Raw genomic sequence first — 17123 nt, forward strand, 5'->3', positions numbered from 1 at the left:
ATGACAAAAGATCAATGGGGTCAACTTAAGCAGGACCTGCTCAAGACAATCGGCAAGAGCAACTATAAGAGCTGGATCGAGCCGCTGGAGCTGTCTCATGTTGATGAGGGTGTTGCGATCTTTGCGGTTCCCACCAGTTTTGTCGGCAATTACGTCTCGCAGAAGTATGGCGACCAAATTCTCTATCATGCGCAGGGTATTTCACCAGAGATCCGCCGCGTGCATTTCCAAGTGCCTGCAAATCAAGCCCGCCGCCCTGCGGCCGCCCCGCGCGCGGCAGCCAAGGTCGAAGCCGCGTCCAAACGGGACGCAGGCATCCCGGCAGCACCGCTTGACCGCCGCTTCACCTTTGATACGTTTGTGGTGGGCAAGCCGAACGAGTTGGCTCATGCGGCGGCCAAGCGCGTTGCAAATGGCGGGCCAGTCACGTTCAACCCTCTCTTTCTCTATGGCGGCGTGGGACTGGGTAAAACGCACCTGATGCACGCCATCGCGTGGGAGCTGTCACAGCGCCAGCCCGAGTTGAACGTCGTCTACCTGTCGGCCGAGCAATTCATGTACCGCTTTGTGTCGGCATTGCGCGAACGAAAGATGATGGATTTCAAATCCATGTTCCGCTCAGTTGATGTGTTGATGGTTGACGATGTGCAATTCATCGCCGGCAAGGATAGTACACAAGAAGAATTTTTCCATACATTCAACGCACTTGTCGATGGTGGAAAGCAGATTATCATTTCTGCCGACCGCGCACCGGGCGAGATCGAGAACCTCGAAGAGCGGATTAAATCGCGCCTGCAATGTGGCCTTGTTGTCGATCTACATCCCACCAATTACGAACTGCGCCTCGGCATCCTGCAATCCAAGGTCGAGTATTACCGCGCGCAGTATCCCGGCCTCGTGCTGGCCGATGGCGTGCTGGAATTTCTGGCCATGCGGATCACCAAGAACGTGCGGGTTCTGGAAGGCGCGCTGACGCGCTTGTTTGCTTTCGCGTCCCTTGTTGGCCATGAAATCACGCTGGAGCTGACGCAGGATTGCCTCGCTGACGTGTTGCGCAGCAGCGAGCGCCAGGTGACTATCGAAGAAATCCAGCGTCAGGTCTCAGATCATTACAACATCCGCCTTAGCGATTTGATCGGACCCAAGCGGGTGCGGATCTTTGCCCGCCCGCGCCAAGTCGCGATGTACCTCAGCAAGCAGATGACATCACGCAGCCTGCCGGAGATCGGGCGCCGCTTTGGCGGGCGCGATCACACCACGGTCATGCACGGCGTTCGCCGCATTGATGAGCTTCGCATAGCGGATAACCAGATCGCTGAGGATATCGACCTGCTGCGCCGCACACTGGAGGCGTAAGGCGGCAGGTATTGACCGCCTTGCTATTCCAGCCCAAAAAGCCAACAAATGACTTGCACAGCAAGGCGGTGTTGATACCGTGCCATTCCCGGCGCGGCGTCGGCGCCTTTTAGGGAGTATCGGCATGAAGCTCAGCATCGAACGCGGAACACTGCTCAAGGCCGTTGCCCAGGCGCAATCGGTTGTGGAGCGGCGCAATACGATCCCGATCCTCGCCAACGTACTGATCGAGGCCGAGGGAAATACTGTTAGCTTTCGCGCCACCGATCTGGATATTGAGGTCACCGACAAGGCCACTGCGCAGGTCGAGCGTCCCGGCGCGACGACTGTATCGGCCGTCACTTTGCACGAAATCGTGCGTAAGTTGCCCGATGGCGCGCTGGTCACGCTGATTGATGACAGCGCCGCGGGCCGCCTGACGGTCGAGGCTGGCCGCTCTAACTTTAACCTCGCCACGCTGCCGAAAGAGGATTTCCCGGTGATGGCGTCGTCCGAGTACGCCTGCAATTTCTCGGCCAAGGCGCCGGTGCTGCGGCGGCTGTTCGACAAGTCGAAGTTCGCCATATCTACCGAGGAAACGCGCTACTATTTGAACGGCGTCTATATGCACGTCTCGGATGCTGAGAGCGGCAAAGTGCTGCGCTGCGTTGCGACAGACGGTCACCGTCTTGCCCGCATTGACGCAGATCTGCCTGAGGGCGCATCGGACATGCCGGGCGTGATCGTGCCGCGCAAAACGGTGGGCGAGTTGCGCAAGCTGCTGGAAGACGACGATATGATAATCGCCGTGTCGGTTAGCGAGACCAAGATCCGTTTTGCCACGCCTAATCTGACACTGACATCCAAGGTAATCGACGGCACGTTCCCCGATTACACCCGCGTCATCCCGCAGGGCAACACCCGCAGGATGGAAGTGGACGCCGCCGAATTCGCGCAGGCCGTCGACCGTGTGGCGACTGTGAGTTCCGAACGCTCGCGCGCGGTCAAGCTGTCGCTGGACGAGGATCGCCTGATCCTGTCAGTTAATGCGCCCGATAGCGGCGCCGCCGAGGAGGAGCTCGCCGTTGCTTACGGCGATGAAAAGCTGGAGATTGGCTTTAACGCCAAATACCTGCTGGAAATTGCCTCTCAGGTTGATCGCGAAAACGCGGTTTTCCTGTTTAACTCGGCCGGCGACCCCACGTTAATGCGAGAAGGCAATGACCTGAGCGCCGTTTATGTCGTTATGCCGATGCGCGTGTGACGCCGACCGAATTTTGAGTAATCTTGCCAAGATGAAAGGCCGGGCATGACGGAGCTTTACCTGTCATCGCTCGGCCTTTCGCATTTCCGCTCGTACAAGTCGGGGCGGCTTGACTTGGATGCGCGCCCGATTGCGATCCATGGACCTAACGGCGCGGGCAAAACTAACCTGATTGAGGCGGTATCGCTCTTTTCGCCCGGGCGCGGGCTGCGCGGGGCGTCGGCGCAGGATATGGTGCGACGCCCTGAGGCGCTGGGATGGAAGCTGTCGGGCATCTTGCACTCGCTGGACATTACCCGCGAAGTGGTGATCTGGGCCGAAGGCGGCGGGGCGCGGCAGGTGCGCATCGACGACAAGGCAGCGCCGCAACTTGCGCTGGGACGTATCGCGCGTGTGCTGTGGCTGGTGCCGTCAATGGACCGCCTGTGGATAGAAGGGGCAGAGGGGCGGCGACGGTTTTTGGACCGCGTCACGATGAGCTTCCTTCCGTCACATGCCGAGGCGGTGCTGGATTTTGATAAGGCCATGCGCGAGCGCAACCGCCTGCTAAAGGATCAGGTGCGAGATGCCCATTGGTATCAGGCGCTCGAAGCGCAAATGGCCCGCAGCGGCGCCCAGATTGATGCAGGTCGGCGCGCCGCGCTGGTGGAATTGCACCGCGCGCAGGGCGAGGCAGAAACTGCCTTTCCTGTGGCCGAGCTGGAGTTGACAGCAACGGACGGCGAGATGCCCGGCAGTGAAGATGATTACCGCGCCGCACTGGCCGAGAGTCGGTTTCGCGATTTGATGGCTGGGCGCACTTTGGTCGGGCCACACCGGGCGGATCTCTATGGCGTCTATGCCGCCAAAGGTGTTCCTGCGCGCGATTGCTCGACCGGCGAGCAGAAGGCGCTGCTTGTTTCGCTGATTCTGGCCAATGCGCGCGCTCTGGCAAAGTCCTTTGGCGCGCCGCCCATCCTGCTATTAGACGAGGTCGCCGCGCACCTGGATGCAGGGCGCCGCGCCGCGCTGTATGACGAGGTCTGCGCTCTTGGCGCTCAGGCGTGGATGACCGGCACAGGAGCGGAACTGTTTGCAGAACTTGGCGCGCGCGCCCAGCATATCGAAGTGACGGACGAGGCTGGGATCTCGCGCGTCACGCCGCTGTAGCGCGGAGCGGAAATTGCCGCATAGCTGCGTGACATCCCCCAGCGAAACCCTTATAAAATAACAAAATCACTAAGGAAATTCCGCATGTCCGAGGCTGTGACCGCGCCCGAAGAATACGGCGCCGATTCTATCAAGGTTCTCAAGGGTTTGGATGCCGTGCGCAAGCGCCCCGGCATGTATATCGGTGACACCGACGACGGGTCGGGCTTGCATCATATGGTGTATGAGGTCGTCGACAACGGCATCGACGAGGCGCTGGCAGGCCACGCCGACCGCGTGACCGTTACTATCCACGACGACAGCTCAGTTTCGGTTAGCGACAATGGGCGCGGCGTGCCCGTCGCGATCCATGAAGAAGAGGGCGTCTCGGCCGCTGAGGTCATCATGACCCAGTTGCATGCGGGCGGCAAATTCGACCAGAACTCTTACAAGGTGTCGGGCGGTCTGCATGGCGTTGGCGTCTCAGTGGTCAATGCGCTCAGCGATTGGCTGGAACTGCGCGTCTGGCGAAATGACAAAGAGCACATCGCGCGCTTTGAGCGCGGCGATACGGTGAAGCATCTTGAGGTCGTCGGGCCGGCGAATGGCCGCAAGGGCACCGAGGTTCGCTTTCTTGCGTCAACCGACACATTTTCGAACCTTGAGTATGTTTTCGAAACGCTGGAGAAACGCCTGCGCGAATTGGCGTTTTTGAATTCTGGCGTGCGCATCCTGCTACGGGATGAGCGTCCAACAGAGCCACTAGAATCGGAGCTGTTCTACGACGGCGGCGTCAAGGAATTCGTCAAATATTTGGATCGCCACAAGATAGCGATGCTGCCTGAACCAATTTTCATCACCGGCGAGCGTGACGACATCGGCGTCGAGGTCGCGATGTGGTGGAACGACAGCTATCACGAAACGGTGCTGCCTTTTACCAACAACATCCCGCAGCGGGACGGCGGCGCGCACTTGGCAGGTTTCCGGGGCGCGCTGACGCGGACGATTAACAACTACGCGCAGTCCAGCGGCATCGCCAAGAAGGAAAAGATTAACTTTACCGGTGACGACGCGCGCGAGGGTTTGACGTGCGTTTTGTCGGTCAAAGTGCCCGATCCGAAATTTTCTAGCCAGACCAAGGACAAGCTGGTCTCCTCCGAGGTGCGCCCTGCGGTTGAAAACCTCGTGTCTGAGAAGCTGGCAGAATGGTTCGAAGAGAACCCGGCTCAGGCCAAGATTATTACCTCCAAGATTGTAGAGGCCGCTTTTGCCCGAGAGGCGGCGCGCAAGGCGCGGGATTTGACGCGGCGAAAATCGGCGATGGATGTGAATTTCCTTGCTGGCAAGCTTAAGGATTGCTCGGAAAAAGACCCGACCAAGACCGAGGTTTTCCTGGTCGAGGGTGACAGCGCCGGTGGCAGCGCTCAGACAGGCCGCGATCGTGGCACGCAGGCGATTCTGCCGCTCAAGGGCAAGATCCTGAACGTTGAGCGCGCGCGGTTTGATCGGATGCTGGGTAGCCAGGAAATCGGCAATCTGGTGATGGCCCTGGGCACAGGCATCGGCCGCGATGAATTCAACCTCAGCAAGCTGCGCTACCATAAGATTGTCATCATGACGGACGCCGACGTCGACGGCGCGCATATTCGCACACTGCTGCTGACCTTTTTCTACCGCCAGATGCCACAACTAATCGAAAACGGTCATCTCTATATCGCGCAGCCGCCCCTATATAAGGTATCACGTGGCAAGTCCGAAGTGTATCTCAAGGACGAGGCCGCGATGCAGGATTACCTGATCGAGCAGGGCGTTGACGGCGTCACTCTGCGGCAGGGCAACGGCGAGGATATCGCCGGCGCCGATTTGACCCGCGTGGTCGATACCGCCCGCCAGTTGCGCCGCGTGCTTGAGGCGTTTCCGACCCATTATCCGCGCCACATTTTGGAACAGGCCGCTATTGCGGGTGCGTTTACTCCGGGCGCGGTCGAGGCCGACCTGCCCGGCGTGGCCGCTAAGGTCGCCGACCGTCTGAACCTTATCGCGCTGGAATACGAACGTGGCTGGACGGGCCGGATTACCCAAGATCACGGCATCCGCTTGGCCCGCATTTTACGCGGCGTCGAAGAGGTACGCACGCTGGACGGCCCCGCTCTGCGCGGCGGCGAGGCGAAGCGCACAGGCTCGTTCACCAAAGCCCTGCAGGAGGTCTACGACCTTCCCGCAACGTTGATGCGCAAGGACCGTACTCAGATGATTTATGGTCCGATGGACCTTCTTGATGCCATCTTGACCGAGGGCGAAAAGGGTCTGTCGCTGCAGCGTTACAAGGGTCTGGGAGAGATGAACCCAGATCAACTGTGGGAAACAACGCTGGACCCTGACGCGCGCACTTTACTGCAAGTGAAGGTTGATGACGTGGCCGAGGCGGACGATCTATTTACCAAGCTGATGGGCGATGTCGTCGAGCCGCGCCGCGAATTTATCCAGCAAAACGCACTTAATGTAGAAAATTTGGATTTCTGATTTTGTAGAGAAGCGCATAAATCGGTGCAGCATGTAAGCTTTGCAAAGATCTCAAATGCAATCTGCCCGGCCGAAAAATTTAGTACTTTCATGCGTTTCCGCGCCTCTCCCAGCGCAGGAGATGGGGTATGTCTAAGGTGCCGATATCATATGGTTATTTTCATAGTCGCTCATGCTCAATCTCTCAGGCGCGCAAGCACATAGGCGCGCCGCCGCTTGGGGCCTCTTCATTTGGGTTGATGAAAGAGCGTGTCCAGATAGCTGCGTGTGTCGCCGAACATCTCCTCGAAGACTGACATTGGTGTTGGCCAAGAAGGGGCAAGCGTGGCCTCGACGTTGCCGACGTCGATCTCCAGATGTGCACTATGCTTTTTCGCCAAGCTCCGCATACTCATATTTTCGCGCAGGCAGAGCATATGAAGCGTTTTAACCCCGCGATTCTGCGCGGCAGCGATCAGGCGGCTGAGCAGGGCCTCGCCGATGCCCACGTCCTGCCATGCGGGTTCAACAAGTAGCGCAACTTCGGCGTTTCGAGGCCAACTATTGATGAGGCCACGCAACTCTGCGACACCGCGCAGCTCATCATCAGGAAAAGAGCCGAAAATCACCGCGTCAGTCGACAGGACCTGCTCGGCATATTCGCTGACAAACCCATCGCTCACCATGCCGCCAAACCTAAGGCGACGTGTTTCGTCGTCGAGCCTTTGAAAATGGTCGATCAACTGTGGCTGATCAGACTTCCACAGTCGCCTGATTCCCGGCTGGATACGTGCAGTTTCGTGAAACACAAGTAAGGACCTCGTACTTCCATCGGACAAAGCCGACGGGCATGTTGCCCTCCCGCGCTAAAGGTAATGCTGCAGTGCAGCGTCGTCCAGTGGTTTGGAAAAATTCTTTTTCGGAGCAGTTTTCAGCCATTGGGCGCGCGGGTCGAACTTTTCCGCTACTTCAATGATGCTTGTATTGGCGGTGTTACACGCGGTGACCTGCGCGCAGAAGAAAACAGGTCAAACGGGCTTTTGCGCCAGTTGCCATTTAATGCGGGCAAACCCCATTTGAAGTGCAAGGCCTAGGAAGACGTAGCCCATGTCAAAGATCCAAGGATCATAGATCAAAGCGGCTTTGATTGACTGGCCAAGGATCGACAACACGGTCCCCACCGCGAAGCAGGCAAGCCCAAACCGCCCCATCAAATCAATGGGCCAGACCCAGCGACTGGCGGACAGGCGTATCACCCAGCTTTGAGTGGACAGGAAATACACCAAAAGCAAAATGTGCAACAAACGCGGTGCAGCGAGGAAAGTTTTGTCAAAATCAGTGATGTAGAACGGGAAACCATGATCTCTTAAAAACGATAGGCCAGCGCGTCCGGTGCTTTGGACTATGTCGATTTTCATCCAAGCCAAAACAAAGACCAAAGCTGCCAAAGACGCCCATTTGGCCCAAGCCACATTAGGCAAAAGCCGTTGACCGGATTTCAGCCGCATCCCTGTGGCCAGCCCTATGGCAAAGAGAAACTGCCATGCGAATGGATTGAAGAACCAGCCCCCCGAGTTGGGAAACGCGGGCATATTCAGCCTCGTCTCGCCAGTGATGATCCACAATAAGAACGAGCCACCGAGCATGATCCAGATGTGGCGTTGCGCGACCAAGATCATCACCGGTGTCATTAGCAAGAGCGCCGCATACATTGGCAGGATGTTAAGATAGCCAAACTGGTGCCCCAAAGTCGCGATACCGATGGTGGCCTGAACGGGGGCTTTCATCCACGGGCCGACATTGTTGACCTGCCACATTTTTTCGGCGCCAAACCAATAGGCCGCACCCATCATTATCGCCAGACAGATGATCGAGATCACCAGATGCACGGCGTAAAGCGTCCATGCCCGCCCCCAGCATTTGGCCACAGCGCGCCAAAGCGGCAAGTGGGCAAAGGCTGCTGGATATGCCAGCCCCGCCGCCATGCCAGACATAAAGACGAAGCCTTCGGCGGCGTCGGAGAAGCCAAAATTGCGGTTGGTGAATATCTCAAGGGGATTGCCGGGAACATGGTTGATGAAAATCATCACAAGCGCGAGGCCACGAAAGAAATCGAGGCGCGGATCGCGAGGAGAGCCCGGAAGGCTGGTTGGCGACACAAGTCCAGACATATCAGGCGGAAATTCCTACGGCAGGGGCGATGGGTTCCGCTGTGGTTTGGGCCCACTTGTGCATGATCCGGCGGTAATCTGCGATAACCCGCGGTAGGGCGATTTCTTCCGGGGTCAGAAAAACAGGCGGTTTAGAGGGCTGTGAGGTGAGCCATATCACCAGCGGGGCCAAGACCAGAGGCGCCCCAATCGGCAAGACCCATAGCATGAGATTGGCAGCGAAGTTGTAGGTGAGAAAGATCACCGCGATCCCCCAAAGCTGGATCCACCAGCCAGCGGCGAAGGCATCTGGCAGTGTGAGCCGCCCATCACCCCGAGATTGAGCGGGCCAGCCGCCGTCGTGCCCCCTCAAAACCTGAAGCACCGCCCGCGTTTGCCACATCAGCATGATCGGCGCGTTAATCGATGACATTACTAATTCGCGGATCATGCCGCGCAGGGCGATCACGGTGCCGCCAAAATGCGAAACCCGGCCCCGCGCCGCCGCGTCCAACAAGATGAGCACCTTTGGAAAGACCAAGAGGCCAAACACACCGACCGCTACGCTGACTGCCTTTGAGGTCTGATCGGAGGGAAAGACCGGGAACAGCTGGAATGGGTCGGGAAAGAAATCCGGTTCGGGAGCGGTCGCCGCCGCGTAGAGGCTGGAGGCCAGAAACATCATCCAAAACAGCGGTGCGATATAGCTCAGGATGCCTTGGAAAAACACAAACCTTGACCACGCTTTGAGGCCCGGCGCCGAGATAACCCTGATATGTTGCAGGTTCCCCTGACACCACCGTCGGTCGCGTTTGGCAAAGTCGATCATGTTCTCCGGGCCTTCCTCATAGGAGCCACCGAGATCGGGATCGACGCGCACAGACCAACCTGCACGCGCCAAAAGCGCGGCTTCGACGTAATCGTGGCTGAGGATATGGCCGCCAAAGGGAGGCGGTCCGGAAAGCTCTGGCAGCGCACAACTCTCGGCAAAGGCACGCACCCGGACCAGAGCGTTGTGGCCCCAAAACGGGCCTGTGACACCCTGCATCGCGGCCTGACCGCGAGCGAAAATAGGTGAATAGAACCCAGCGGCGAACTGCATGGCGCGGCCGAATCGCGACTGCGCCCCTGTGATGCGTGGCAAAGTTTGCAACAGGCCCAAAGTTGGATCGGCCTGCATCCGGCGCACCATCTCGGCTATGGTGGCTCCTTCCATAAAGCTGTCCGCGTCCAGAATCAAAGCGAAGTCATAATTTGCGCCAGAGGTTTCAAAGAAATCCTGGATATTGCCCGCCTTGCGCCCTGTGTTGCGACGGCGACGACGGTAGAAGAACCTTGGCGCTTCACCTACCGCTTGGCGTGCAGCTTGGTGACGATCGTCCCACAGGCGGACGAACCAACGCTCTTCCTCAGCGCCCAATCGGTCGCTTTGCGTGTCAGACAGGATGGCGAAATCAAAATATTCCGTCAGTTCCAGCCGCGCTATGGCGTTATCCATCGCCGCCACGCGGGCAAACACCGCACCGGGATCTTCGTTGTAGACGGGCATTAAAATTGCGGTGCGAGCGGTAATGGGCGTCGTAAGCGGGGGGGCGGGCTTGCGTGATGAAATCAGCCCCTCGACCGACTGCACTGCACCCCATGCAAGCCAAAACGTGGTGATGAACACCAAAGCTGCGCGCACGCCGTCAACCATCTGATAGCCGTCGGCTGCGCCAAACTGCAAAAATAGCGCTGCTGCACCAGCCCCAAGGCCGACGCTTGTCACCAATGCAAACGCCCGCGCCGATAGCACGCGGCCAAAGGACGTTTTGCGGGTCATCAGTTAGCGGCCACGCGCCGTCCGGCCAAAGCCTTGGGCAAGCAAAGATAGCAGGCGATTTAGCCCGCCTCCTGCGGCGTGGATTGCGTTGGGACGTGAGGACTCAATCACCTGACTTGGCATCGCCAAGGGTGCATCGGGCAGCCCCGCGTCGCGTAAAATGGCCGACTTGCGGACTTCAACCGCAAGCGCATCGGACAAAAACGAAGAGGAACTCTGAATCATCATTCGCGTAGCCATTGATAAATCCATGTTTCGGTCAGTTTTCGACCAAAACCCGCGACATGGGCCACAAGTTCCACGACGCTTTCATTTTGTCCGTCCACATCAATCACAAGACGCCACTTGGTGGTGTTTCTGATCTTAGACAAGGCGACGTGCTGAATTTTTCCCTGCGACAGAGTGACAACAGGCTCCATCTTTGCGTCGTCCGAAAGTCCCGCCATCAATCCGCCATCAAAGTCGATGACAAATTTGCGCAACGAGGCTGTGGCTCCCGACACACCTGACGTGCCGCCTTTGCCGGCTAACGTGTTGACAATCCACGCGCGGTCGCCGTCGCGGTCAGTTCCAAGCGCGCCCCAACGCAAACGATAGGCGTACTCACGGCTTTCCCCTGCTCGCGGTTTTTCCGAGGGCACCCAAAAGCTGACAATGTTATCGTTGCCTTCGAGATCAGAGGGAATTTCGACCAATCGGATCGCCCCAGCGCCCCAGTCTCCCTGAGGTTCGACTAGAACGGATGGACGGTCTTGATACTGCGCGCCTGCGTCTTGGTAGTCGTCAAAGTCGCGATCCCGCTGGATCAGCCCAAAAGATTTCAGATTGGGTTCATTGAGATAGGTACTGGCCAGGCGCGGCGGGTTGTTGAGCGGGCGCCACAACACATCCCCGTCTGTGCGCATGACCATCAGCGCGTTGCTGTCATGGACCTGAGGGCGATAATCATCGAAGATATTGCTGTTTTTCTCATCGAACAGGAACATTGAGGTCAGCGCCGCCACGCCCAATTGTTCCACATCACTGCGGAAGTGCAGTTTGGCGGTGACGTCGATGGTCGTCTCAGCGCCGGGGCGGATAACAAAGCGGTAGGCCCCAGTGCAAGACGGGCTGTCGAGAGCGGCATATAATACAACTTCTTCTTGACCTGCGTTCGGGCGCTCCAGCCAGAATTCGGAAAAGCGTGGGAATTCTTCTTCGCCGGCAAGACCTGTATTTATCGCAAGGCCGCGCGCCGAAAGGCCATAGCTGCTGTCACGGCTCAACGCGCGGAAATAGGAGGCTCCGACAAAGGAGATCAATTCATCAAATTTATCGGCGCGGTTAAGCGGCGTGTTCAGACGAAACCCTGCCACGCCGGGCAATTCGGCGTGCTGAGGCACGCGAGGTAAAAGGTCGTCGAAATAGATGAAATCATCGGTGGAAAAGGCCATTGGGGTCTGAACCCCGTCCACGACCTCGTGGATCGCCACCGTTTGTTTATAGAGCCAGCCCGGATGAAACGCATGCAGCCGGAATAATACGCCGCCTTCATCCCAGCGGGCGCGTTTCGGATCAAACTGAATTTTACGGTAGTCGTCGTAGTCGAGGTCCGCGATCACTTCGGGCGCGTCAACAGGTGCAACGTACTCAGTCTGCGCGGTTTGGCTCATGCGTGCATCCAGCCACTCGAACGAGAACGGCTGAGGCGCGGGAGCTTCAGGCGTCGGAGCGTCGGGCGCCGTAGGGGCTATTTTTGTCTCTGAAACAGGCTCCGCAATATCCTGAGCTATGGCGCTGCGCGCGAAAGCGACAGCGGCCACAGAGCCGGTGAGAGCAGAGAGAAGAGTGCGGCGGTTAAGACGGCACAGGCTCTGTTCAGGAGACCGTGGCTTTAAAGACATTGAAACCCATAAACTCTTTCAAAGAGATGGCATCGTGTGCAGACGACTCACTCGAATGGCAGACCCATCACGTGGGTTCATTAGGCCCGGTTTTGCTGCACCGCCACATCAATCTGTCGAACTACTTGAGAACAGGCGGGTTTTCGCGAGTCTGGACCGAAAAAACCGGCAATTACGTTGAGTTTGAGCCTATTTTTTGTGCAGCTCCAAACAAGATCGACCTGACGTGCGGAGTGCTGTCTGCTGAACTTTTCGCCCAAAGTGGCTCTTGACTTAGAGCGCGCTCTAACTCGTAGAGTCCCTAGCGTGGTGATGAAAGAAGATGCAAAATGAAAATCGGAGATCTTGCAAAACGCACAGGATTGTCTGCGCATACGATCCGCTATTACGAGCGGATAGGACTGCTTCCCCGTGCCGACCGCGATTTTTCCGGCCGACGTGACTATGACGTCTCAATTCTGGTTTGGGTTGAGTTTTTGGGTCGACTGAAAACCACGGGGATGACGATCCGCGAGATGCTGCGCTACGCGAATTTGCGGGCAAAAGGTGCGGATACAGCACCAGAACGTCGCGCATTGCTTGAGGCGCACCGCGAGAAGGTTCGCGCGCACGTCGCGGAACTGGAGGCCTGTCTCATTGTCCTCGACACCAAAATAGGCAGTTATGCCGAAGCAAAACAGAGGATACAGAACCATGACGCAGAATGATTTGCAGAGTAGCGAAACACGGTTAGAGCGCGGGCAGCGCGCACTTGCGGCGATCGACGGCGAGGGCGGCCAGAGGGTGATTGACGCGCTTGCGGGGATAGCGCCTGACTTCGCAACCTACCTTCTTGAGTTCCCGTTTGGCGATATCTACTCCCGGCCCGGCCTATCGCTGCGCGACCGCGAGATTGCTACTATTGCAGCGCTTGCGGCGATGGGGACAGCGCAACCGCAGCTCAAGGTGCATATCGAGGCAGGCTTGAATGTCGGACTTTCGCAGGAAGAAATCACTGAGATTTTGATGCAAATGGCGGTCTACGCTGGTTTCCCAGCAGCATTGAATGGGCTGTTTGCAGCAAAGGAAGTGTTCGCTGATAGTCATCAATCGGACGGTTGATGTCATGAACCGCACTATCCACAGGCATTCGCCTGTCTCCAAGCGAGACCGGTCGGCCTGTGCGCCGCGACGAATTTGATCGCGCGGCTCTGACTTTCGGCGATCGACCCACTCTGCTTCCGTCAGTGATTGGCGAAGATCTCATTGTTGGGCCGACGAAGAAAGAAGAAACTTGGACCGCGCATCGTGACATTGTCCTCACTTACTGCAACGCAGATCACTGCGCCGCCCACCCGCCATGGGGAAAGTCACGCTTGTAATCGGGCACTCTGCCGCGCCTCGAAGGCAGACATCACCACACCGCCGGCCAAGGATTCAGACACCTTCGAGCAGGTTGAGGTCATTCCCCTCTGGATCGGCGAGGGCCGCCCACCTGAGTGTATCAAAACCTTCGACCTTTTGCGGATCAGGCACGGCGATGCCAGCCTTCCGCAGTCTTTCAATCTCGTCCGTCAGCCCTACAATGCGCAGGGACACTGCCGCGCGCTCGCCTTCGGGCGCATTTAAGACCTGAAACAGGACCGAAGGGGCCAGTTCCCATTCCCGGCAATTTGGCATGGGGGATTGGTCCGGGCCGCGTCCGAGAAGCGTCGTCCACCAATTGGTCTGCGCCTCGAAATCGCGAGCATTTATACTGAGGAAGATGTCGGTGACCCTCATGATTTTCTCCTTTGGTTCGCCAAGTTCTAGCTTAGGTCAGGGTGCGCCCTCATACTTCGCAGCGTTCTCTTCGAATGGCTGCATCTTTTCATCGAGGGCTGTGCGAAATTCGGGCCGTGCCGTGTGGCGGTCAACGAATTTGCGAAGCGCCGGCATTTTCGCGGTCAAATTTGGCCGATTTAATTGCTGCGGGGTGGTGAGGACGTCATCGCAAACGCCCTTTGTGGAGAATTCTGGAAAAGTGGATGTTTACGAGGTCAGTGACGCGCACCCTTCGCCGCTGCCTCGATCGCGGCGACGTCTATCTTTACCATTTGAACCATTGCCTCCATGACCCGCCTTGCCTTTGCGCGATCTGGATCGGCAAGGAGACGAGGCAAGATACGCGGCGTGACCTGCCAATGAAGTCCGAAGCGGTCTTTGATCCATCCACATTGAATGGGCGCGCCACCCTCTGACAGCGCGCTCCAATAGTGGTCGACTTCCGCCTGATCGGAGCAGTCGATGCTTAGCGAAATCGCATCGGTAAAGGGATGCCCCGGCCCCCCGTTCATCGCAATAAAGCTGCGCCCAGAGAGCGTGAAGGCGACGGTGATCACGTCCCCTTCCTTGCCACCGGGATAGTCCATAGTCGTGTGTGTTTTCTCGTCGATGTGGCTATCTGGAAACAAGCCGGTGTAGAACTCGGCCGCCGCTTCTGCCTGACCGTCGAGCCACAGAAATGTGCTAATCGCGCCCATCACATCGCTCCGTTCTTGCGCTTGCCAGTGAACATTACTTTCGCGCCTTGTGGGTCATTAAGCTGGATCATCCAGTCGCCCTGATCGCCCGGCAACTCGATCGGCCCATGGGTAATTGTGCCGCCGCCGGATTCGACCGCCGCCTTTGCGCTGTCGATGTCTGCCACATTGAAAGCAAAGTTCCAGAACGGTGCCGCGCCCTCGTCTTGCGTGTTCATCATCGCGCCGAACATCTCAACGTCACCTTTGCCGAAAAAAGTGTAGTTGCCATTCTTGCCCATGGGCATTGACCCAGTTTTCTCCCAGCCGAACAGCTTGCCATAAAATGCCAGCGCCGCATCCTGATCGGACGTCACCAGTTCGTTCCAAGAGCAATGGCCAGCCTTCATTGGCGCAAATGCGGTGCTACCGGCATCCGTATGGCCGCGCATCAGGTAGAACATAGCGCCCTGCGGGTCAGCGACGAACGCAAAGCGGCCGACATCGGGAATGTCCTGCGGCTCCATATGAACGCTGCCGCCAAGGGCCTTGACCTGCTGGGCCGCTGCATCCACGTCTGCGACCGCGAAATATACTGCCCAAATTGGCGCGAATGAGGCGTCCGCTGGTGCCTTCATAACACCGCCGACGCCTTCACCATCGGTCGCTGCAAAGGTGCGGTAGTCACGTAGCAATCCTCCGGGTGGGGAGGAGAAGGTCCATTCCATCACCGCGCCGTAGAAATCCTGCGCAGGTTTGGGATCGTGGGTAATCAATTCATACCAGATCGGGGTCCCGTCACTGTTTTTCATTTGCTCTCTCCTTTCCGTCCCATCTCAAAGATGGGAGAAAAGCCGCCAAAGATCATACGCTGCATGTCGAATGGTGGGTCTGCTGGCGGTTTCATCCGGTCGTCGTCCTGCATTTTAATCTCGGCGGCGTCGGCGGTGGCTTTATCTGGCCAGACGATCCACGAGAAAACGACGACCTCGTCATCCTCGGCTTGGACTGCGCGCTTGAAGTCAGTGACCTTGCCGTCTCGCACGTCCTCCCCCCAAGCCTCCATGATCTCGAAGGCGCCGTACTCTCGGAATATGTCGGCCGCGTCAGCCGACATTTTTCGGTAGTCCTCTTTCCGATCCATCGGGACCGGAATCAGAAATCCGCTGATATAGCTCATTTGTGTTCTCCCACTTCCGGGTTATTCGCACGAAACTCCGGTAAGCCGCCCCGCCAAGATCAAAGGTATCGGATGCAGTTGTAGCGCGCCGTTGCAGGTACGCTGCTGCGTGTCTGGGCCGTGCACTGGCGTGCGACGGCGCAATAGAGTTGGGGTCATAGCCCGGATGATCCTCCGATTCCCTTGACAATAAGTTGATATCAACTTAAAATATCCTGTGTCAACAAATTCCCCAACCCACGCAACTTTCGGCATGACTTTGCGTGTGCGAGACAGCTGCCTATGCCTGCATACACAGCGCGCAGCCCGCGCGATTGCCCGTAGGTTCGACGATGCACTACGCCAATTGGGGCTTAAAAGTGGGCAGTTTTCACTTCTTATCTCGCTGAACCGGCCCGAGCCGCCGACCGTCGGATCTGTCGCAAGTTTGCTCGCTATGGATCGCACTACGCTGACCGCGAACCTGAAACCGTTGGAGCGGCGCGGCCTGCTAATCGTGACACCCGATGCCCAAGATCGCCGCGCCCGTCGACTGAGCTTGACCAACGAGGGATTGGACCTGTTGGAGCAGGCAATCCCGATATGGATCGCGACCGAAGAAGAGATTGAGCGAGGTCTGTCTGGCAGCGTCGATGACCTTCGGACGTCCCTCAATACGCTCGCGATTGTAGGGAACGAGGGGCCGCCAAATTAGTTGTGACCGAGTTAAAAGTTACTTCACTGGCCAAATTTCGGGTCCGTATTGGTGGCGTTGCATTAGGTGAAATTTTGGATCTGCTCGGCCCATGCCCACCAACGCGCCGATCGATAAATTCATAGGCCTTTACGCAGCGCTGGTCGCGCCGCGCGTATACGGCAGCGCTGTATTAAACGAAAACAGATAAGAGCAAATTAAGGATCGGCCTTTGGTCCTCCGGGGATGTGTCTCACGAGTGACGACTTAGGCATCATCCGCATGTGTTTTCAGTACGTCGAGGGGTACGATATCCACCGCCCGTATGTGCGTCGCGGCAAGGTGGACGCGCGGCGCGCAGCCCTCATCGTGTGCCTGCAAAAAGCGCGCAGCGCACAGGCACCAAGCGTCGCCCGGCGCTAGACCCGCAAAACCGAATTCAGGGCGCGCGGTGCTGAGGTCGTTACCTACATATTTGGAAAACGCGAGAAATTCGGCGGTCATCACTGCGCAGACGGTATGGCTGCCACGATCCTCGGCGCAGGTGTTGCAATGGCCGTCACGAAAAAAACCGGTGACCGGATCACGCGGCGAGCATGCGGTAAGCGGACCTCCGATAGCGTTTACAGATGCGTCTTTTTCCATAATCCTGACCTTTCCTTGCTCGCCTCAGCGTAGCGTGGCACAGCGTGCGCGCAAGCGGCGC

16 protein-coding genes are annotated in these 17123 nt (G+C 57.7%); 7 read left to right on the plus strand and 9 right to left on the minus strand.

The features are described from left to right. The 4 genes from dnaA (at position 1) to gyrB (ending at position 6250) form a co-directional block, all read left to right on the plus strand. Complete coding sequence (gene dnaA / locus MK6180000_RS00005) at positions 1 to 1356, plus strand: chromosomal replication initiator protein DnaA (RefSeq protein ID WP_138932846.1); 1356 nt, start codon at positions 1 to 3, stop codon at positions 1354 to 1356. Positions 1357 to 1480: 124 nt separating this feature from the next. Further along, the gene (dnaN, locus tag MK6180000_RS00010; RefSeq protein WP_138932847.1) at positions 1481 to 2599 is read left to right on the plus strand and encodes a DNA polymerase III subunit beta; all 1119 of its coding nucleotides are present in this window, start codon (positions 1481 to 1483) and stop codon (positions 2597 to 2599) included. Between the two features lie 45 nt (positions 2600 to 2644). After that, positions 2645 to 3748 carry a DNA replication/repair protein RecF gene (gene recF / locus MK6180000_RS00015; protein WP_138932848.1) on the plus strand — a complete coding sequence of 368 codons (1104 nt, stop codon included), beginning with the start codon at positions 2645 to 2647 and terminating at the stop codon, positions 3746 to 3748. Positions 3749 to 3832: 84 nt separating this feature from the next. After that, positions 3833 to 6250 (plus strand): DNA topoisomerase (ATP-hydrolyzing) subunit B, encoded by a 2418-nt coding sequence (gyrB, locus tag MK6180000_RS00020; protein WP_138932849.1) that lies wholly within the window; start codon positions 3833 to 3835, stop codon positions 6248 to 6250. Between the two features lie 227 nt (positions 6251 to 6477). Here the strand turns inward: gyrB and MK6180000_RS00025 are convergent, their stop codons facing one another. From MK6180000_RS00025 to MK6180000_RS00040, 4 genes are all read right to left on the minus strand, one after another. Then, positions 6478 to 7038, minus strand: a complete 561-nt coding sequence (locus MK6180000_RS00025) for a GNAT family N-acetyltransferase (protein ID WP_138932850.1) — start codon at positions 7036 to 7038, stop codon at positions 6478 to 6480. Between the two features lie 219 nt (positions 7039 to 7257). After that, complete coding sequence (locus tag MK6180000_RS00030) at positions 7258 to 8400, minus strand: OpgC family protein (RefSeq protein WP_138932851.1); 1143 nt, start codon at positions 8398 to 8400, stop codon at positions 7258 to 7260. A 1-nt stretch (position 8401) separates the two neighbouring features. Continuing rightward, entirely contained in the window at positions 8402 to 10201 is a 1800-nt protein-coding gene (mdoH, locus tag MK6180000_RS00035) for a glucans biosynthesis glucosyltransferase MdoH (protein WP_138932852.1), read from the minus strand. A 224-nt stretch (positions 10202 to 10425) separates the two neighbouring features. Next, positions 10426 to 12084 carry an OpgD/OpgG family glucan biosynthesis protein gene (locus tag MK6180000_RS00040; protein ID WP_138932853.1) on the minus strand — a complete coding sequence of 553 codons (1659 nt, stop codon included), beginning with the start codon at positions 12082 to 12084 and terminating at the stop codon, positions 10426 to 10428. 329 nt (positions 12085 to 12413) lie between these two features. Between MK6180000_RS00040 and MK6180000_RS00045 the strand changes: the two genes are divergently transcribed. Together MK6180000_RS00045 and MK6180000_RS00050 are read left to right on the plus strand one after the other, a co-directional pair. Next, complete coding sequence (locus MK6180000_RS00045; RefSeq protein ID WP_138932854.1) at positions 12414 to 12791, plus strand: MerR family transcriptional regulator; 378 nt, start codon at positions 12414 to 12416, stop codon at positions 12789 to 12791. Beyond that, entirely contained in the window at positions 12778 to 13185 is a 408-nt protein-coding gene (locus MK6180000_RS00050) for a carboxymuconolactone decarboxylase family protein (RefSeq protein ID WP_138932855.1), read from the plus strand. The genes MK6180000_RS00045 and MK6180000_RS00050 overlap by 14 nt, the downstream gene beginning before the upstream one ends. A 315-nt stretch (positions 13186 to 13500) precedes the next feature. On the opposite strand, the gene MK6180000_RS00055 is transcribed toward MK6180000_RS00050, so the two are convergent. From MK6180000_RS00055 to MK6180000_RS00070, 4 genes are all read right to left on the minus strand, one after another. Then, positions 13501 to 13845, minus strand: coding sequence for a VOC family protein (locus tag MK6180000_RS00055; RefSeq protein WP_138932856.1), 345 nt, complete (start codon positions 13843 to 13845; stop codon positions 13501 to 13503). Positions 13846 to 14102: 257 nt separating this feature from the next. Then, complete coding sequence (locus tag MK6180000_RS00060) at positions 14103 to 14585, minus strand: VOC family protein (protein ID WP_138932857.1); 483 nt, start codon at positions 14583 to 14585, stop codon at positions 14103 to 14105. Beyond that, a complete protein-coding gene (locus MK6180000_RS00065; protein WP_138932858.1) occupies positions 14585 to 15376 on the minus strand; it encodes a VOC family protein in 792 nt (263 codons plus the stop codon). The genes MK6180000_RS00060 and MK6180000_RS00065 overlap by 1 nt, the downstream gene beginning before the upstream one ends. Further along, positions 15373 to 15744, minus strand: a complete 372-nt coding sequence (locus tag MK6180000_RS00070; RefSeq protein WP_138932859.1) for a DUF1428 domain-containing protein — start codon at positions 15742 to 15744, stop codon at positions 15373 to 15375. Before MK6180000_RS00070 ends, MK6180000_RS00065 begins: the two co-directional genes overlap by 4 nt. A gap of 253 nt (positions 15745 to 15997) precedes the next feature. Between MK6180000_RS00070 and MK6180000_RS00075 the strand changes: the two genes are divergently transcribed. After that, complete coding sequence (locus tag MK6180000_RS00075; RefSeq protein WP_138932860.1) at positions 15998 to 16438, plus strand: MarR family winged helix-turn-helix transcriptional regulator; 441 nt, start codon at positions 15998 to 16000, stop codon at positions 16436 to 16438. 246 nt (positions 16439 to 16684) lie between these two features. Here MK6180000_RS00075 and MK6180000_RS00080 read toward each other — a convergent pair whose 3' ends face one another. Next, positions 16685 to 17062: a DUF2237 family protein gene (locus MK6180000_RS00080; RefSeq protein WP_138932861.1), complete on the minus strand. Its 378-nt coding sequence runs from the start codon at positions 17060 to 17062 to the stop codon at positions 16685 to 16687. Positions 17063 to 17123: the final 61 nt, after the last annotated feature.

This window comes from Roseovarius arcticus, from assembly GCF_006125015.1.
Classification (GTDB): domain Bacteria; phylum Pseudomonadota; class Alphaproteobacteria; order Rhodobacterales; family Rhodobacteraceae; genus Roseovarius; species Roseovarius arcticus.

Excerpts from the sequence above, each read along its gene's own strand:
- dnaA (WP_138932846.1), top strand. The coding sequence starts at position 1 with ATGACAAAAGATCAATGGGGTCAACTTAAGCAGGACCTGCTCAAGACA.
- dnaN (WP_138932847.1), top strand. The coding sequence starts at position 1,481 with ATGAAGCTCAGCATCGAACGCGGAACACTGCTCAAGGCCGTTGCCCAG.
- recF (WP_138932848.1), top strand. The coding sequence starts at position 2,645 with ATGACGGAGCTTTACCTGTCATCGCTCGGCCTTTCGCATTTCCGCTCG.
- gyrB (WP_138932849.1), top strand. The coding sequence starts at position 3,833 with ATGTCCGAGGCTGTGACCGCGCCCGAAGAATACGGCGCCGATTCTATC.
- MK6180000_RS00030 (WP_138932851.1), bottom strand. The coding sequence starts at position 8,400 with ATGTCTGGACTTGTGTCGCCAACCAGCCTTCCGGGCTCTCCTCGCGAT.
- mdoH (WP_138932852.1), bottom strand. The coding sequence starts at position 10,201 with ATGACCCGCAAAACGTCCTTTGGCCGCGTGCTATCGGCGCGGGCGTTT.
- MK6180000_RS00040 (WP_138932853.1), bottom strand. The coding sequence starts at position 12,084 with ATGTCTTTAAAGCCACGGTCTCCTGAACAGAGCCTGTGCCGTCTTAAC.
- MK6180000_RS00045 (WP_138932854.1), top strand. The coding sequence starts at position 12,414 with ATGAAAATCGGAGATCTTGCAAAACGCACAGGATTGTCTGCGCATACG.
- MK6180000_RS00050 (WP_138932855.1), top strand. The coding sequence starts at position 12,778 with ATGACGCAGAATGATTTGCAGAGTAGCGAAACACGGTTAGAGCGCGGG.
- MK6180000_RS00055 (WP_138932856.1), bottom strand. The coding sequence starts at position 13,845 with ATGAGGGTCACCGACATCTTCCTCAGTATAAATGCTCGCGATTTCGAG.
- MK6180000_RS00060 (WP_138932857.1), bottom strand. The coding sequence starts at position 14,585 with ATGGGCGCGATTAGCACATTTCTGTGGCTCGACGGTCAGGCAGAAGCG.
- MK6180000_RS00065 (WP_138932858.1), bottom strand. The coding sequence starts at position 15,376 with ATGAAAAACAGTGACGGGACCCCGATCTGGTATGAATTGATTACCCAC.
- MK6180000_RS00070 (WP_138932859.1), bottom strand. The coding sequence starts at position 15,744 with ATGAGCTATATCAGCGGATTTCTGATTCCGGTCCCGATGGATCGGAAA.
- MK6180000_RS00075 (WP_138932860.1), top strand. The coding sequence starts at position 15,998 with ATGACTTTGCGTGTGCGAGACAGCTGCCTATGCCTGCATACACAGCGC.
- MK6180000_RS00080 (WP_138932861.1), bottom strand. The coding sequence starts at position 17,062 with ATGGAAAAAGACGCATCTGTAAACGCTATCGGAGGTCCGCTTACCGCA.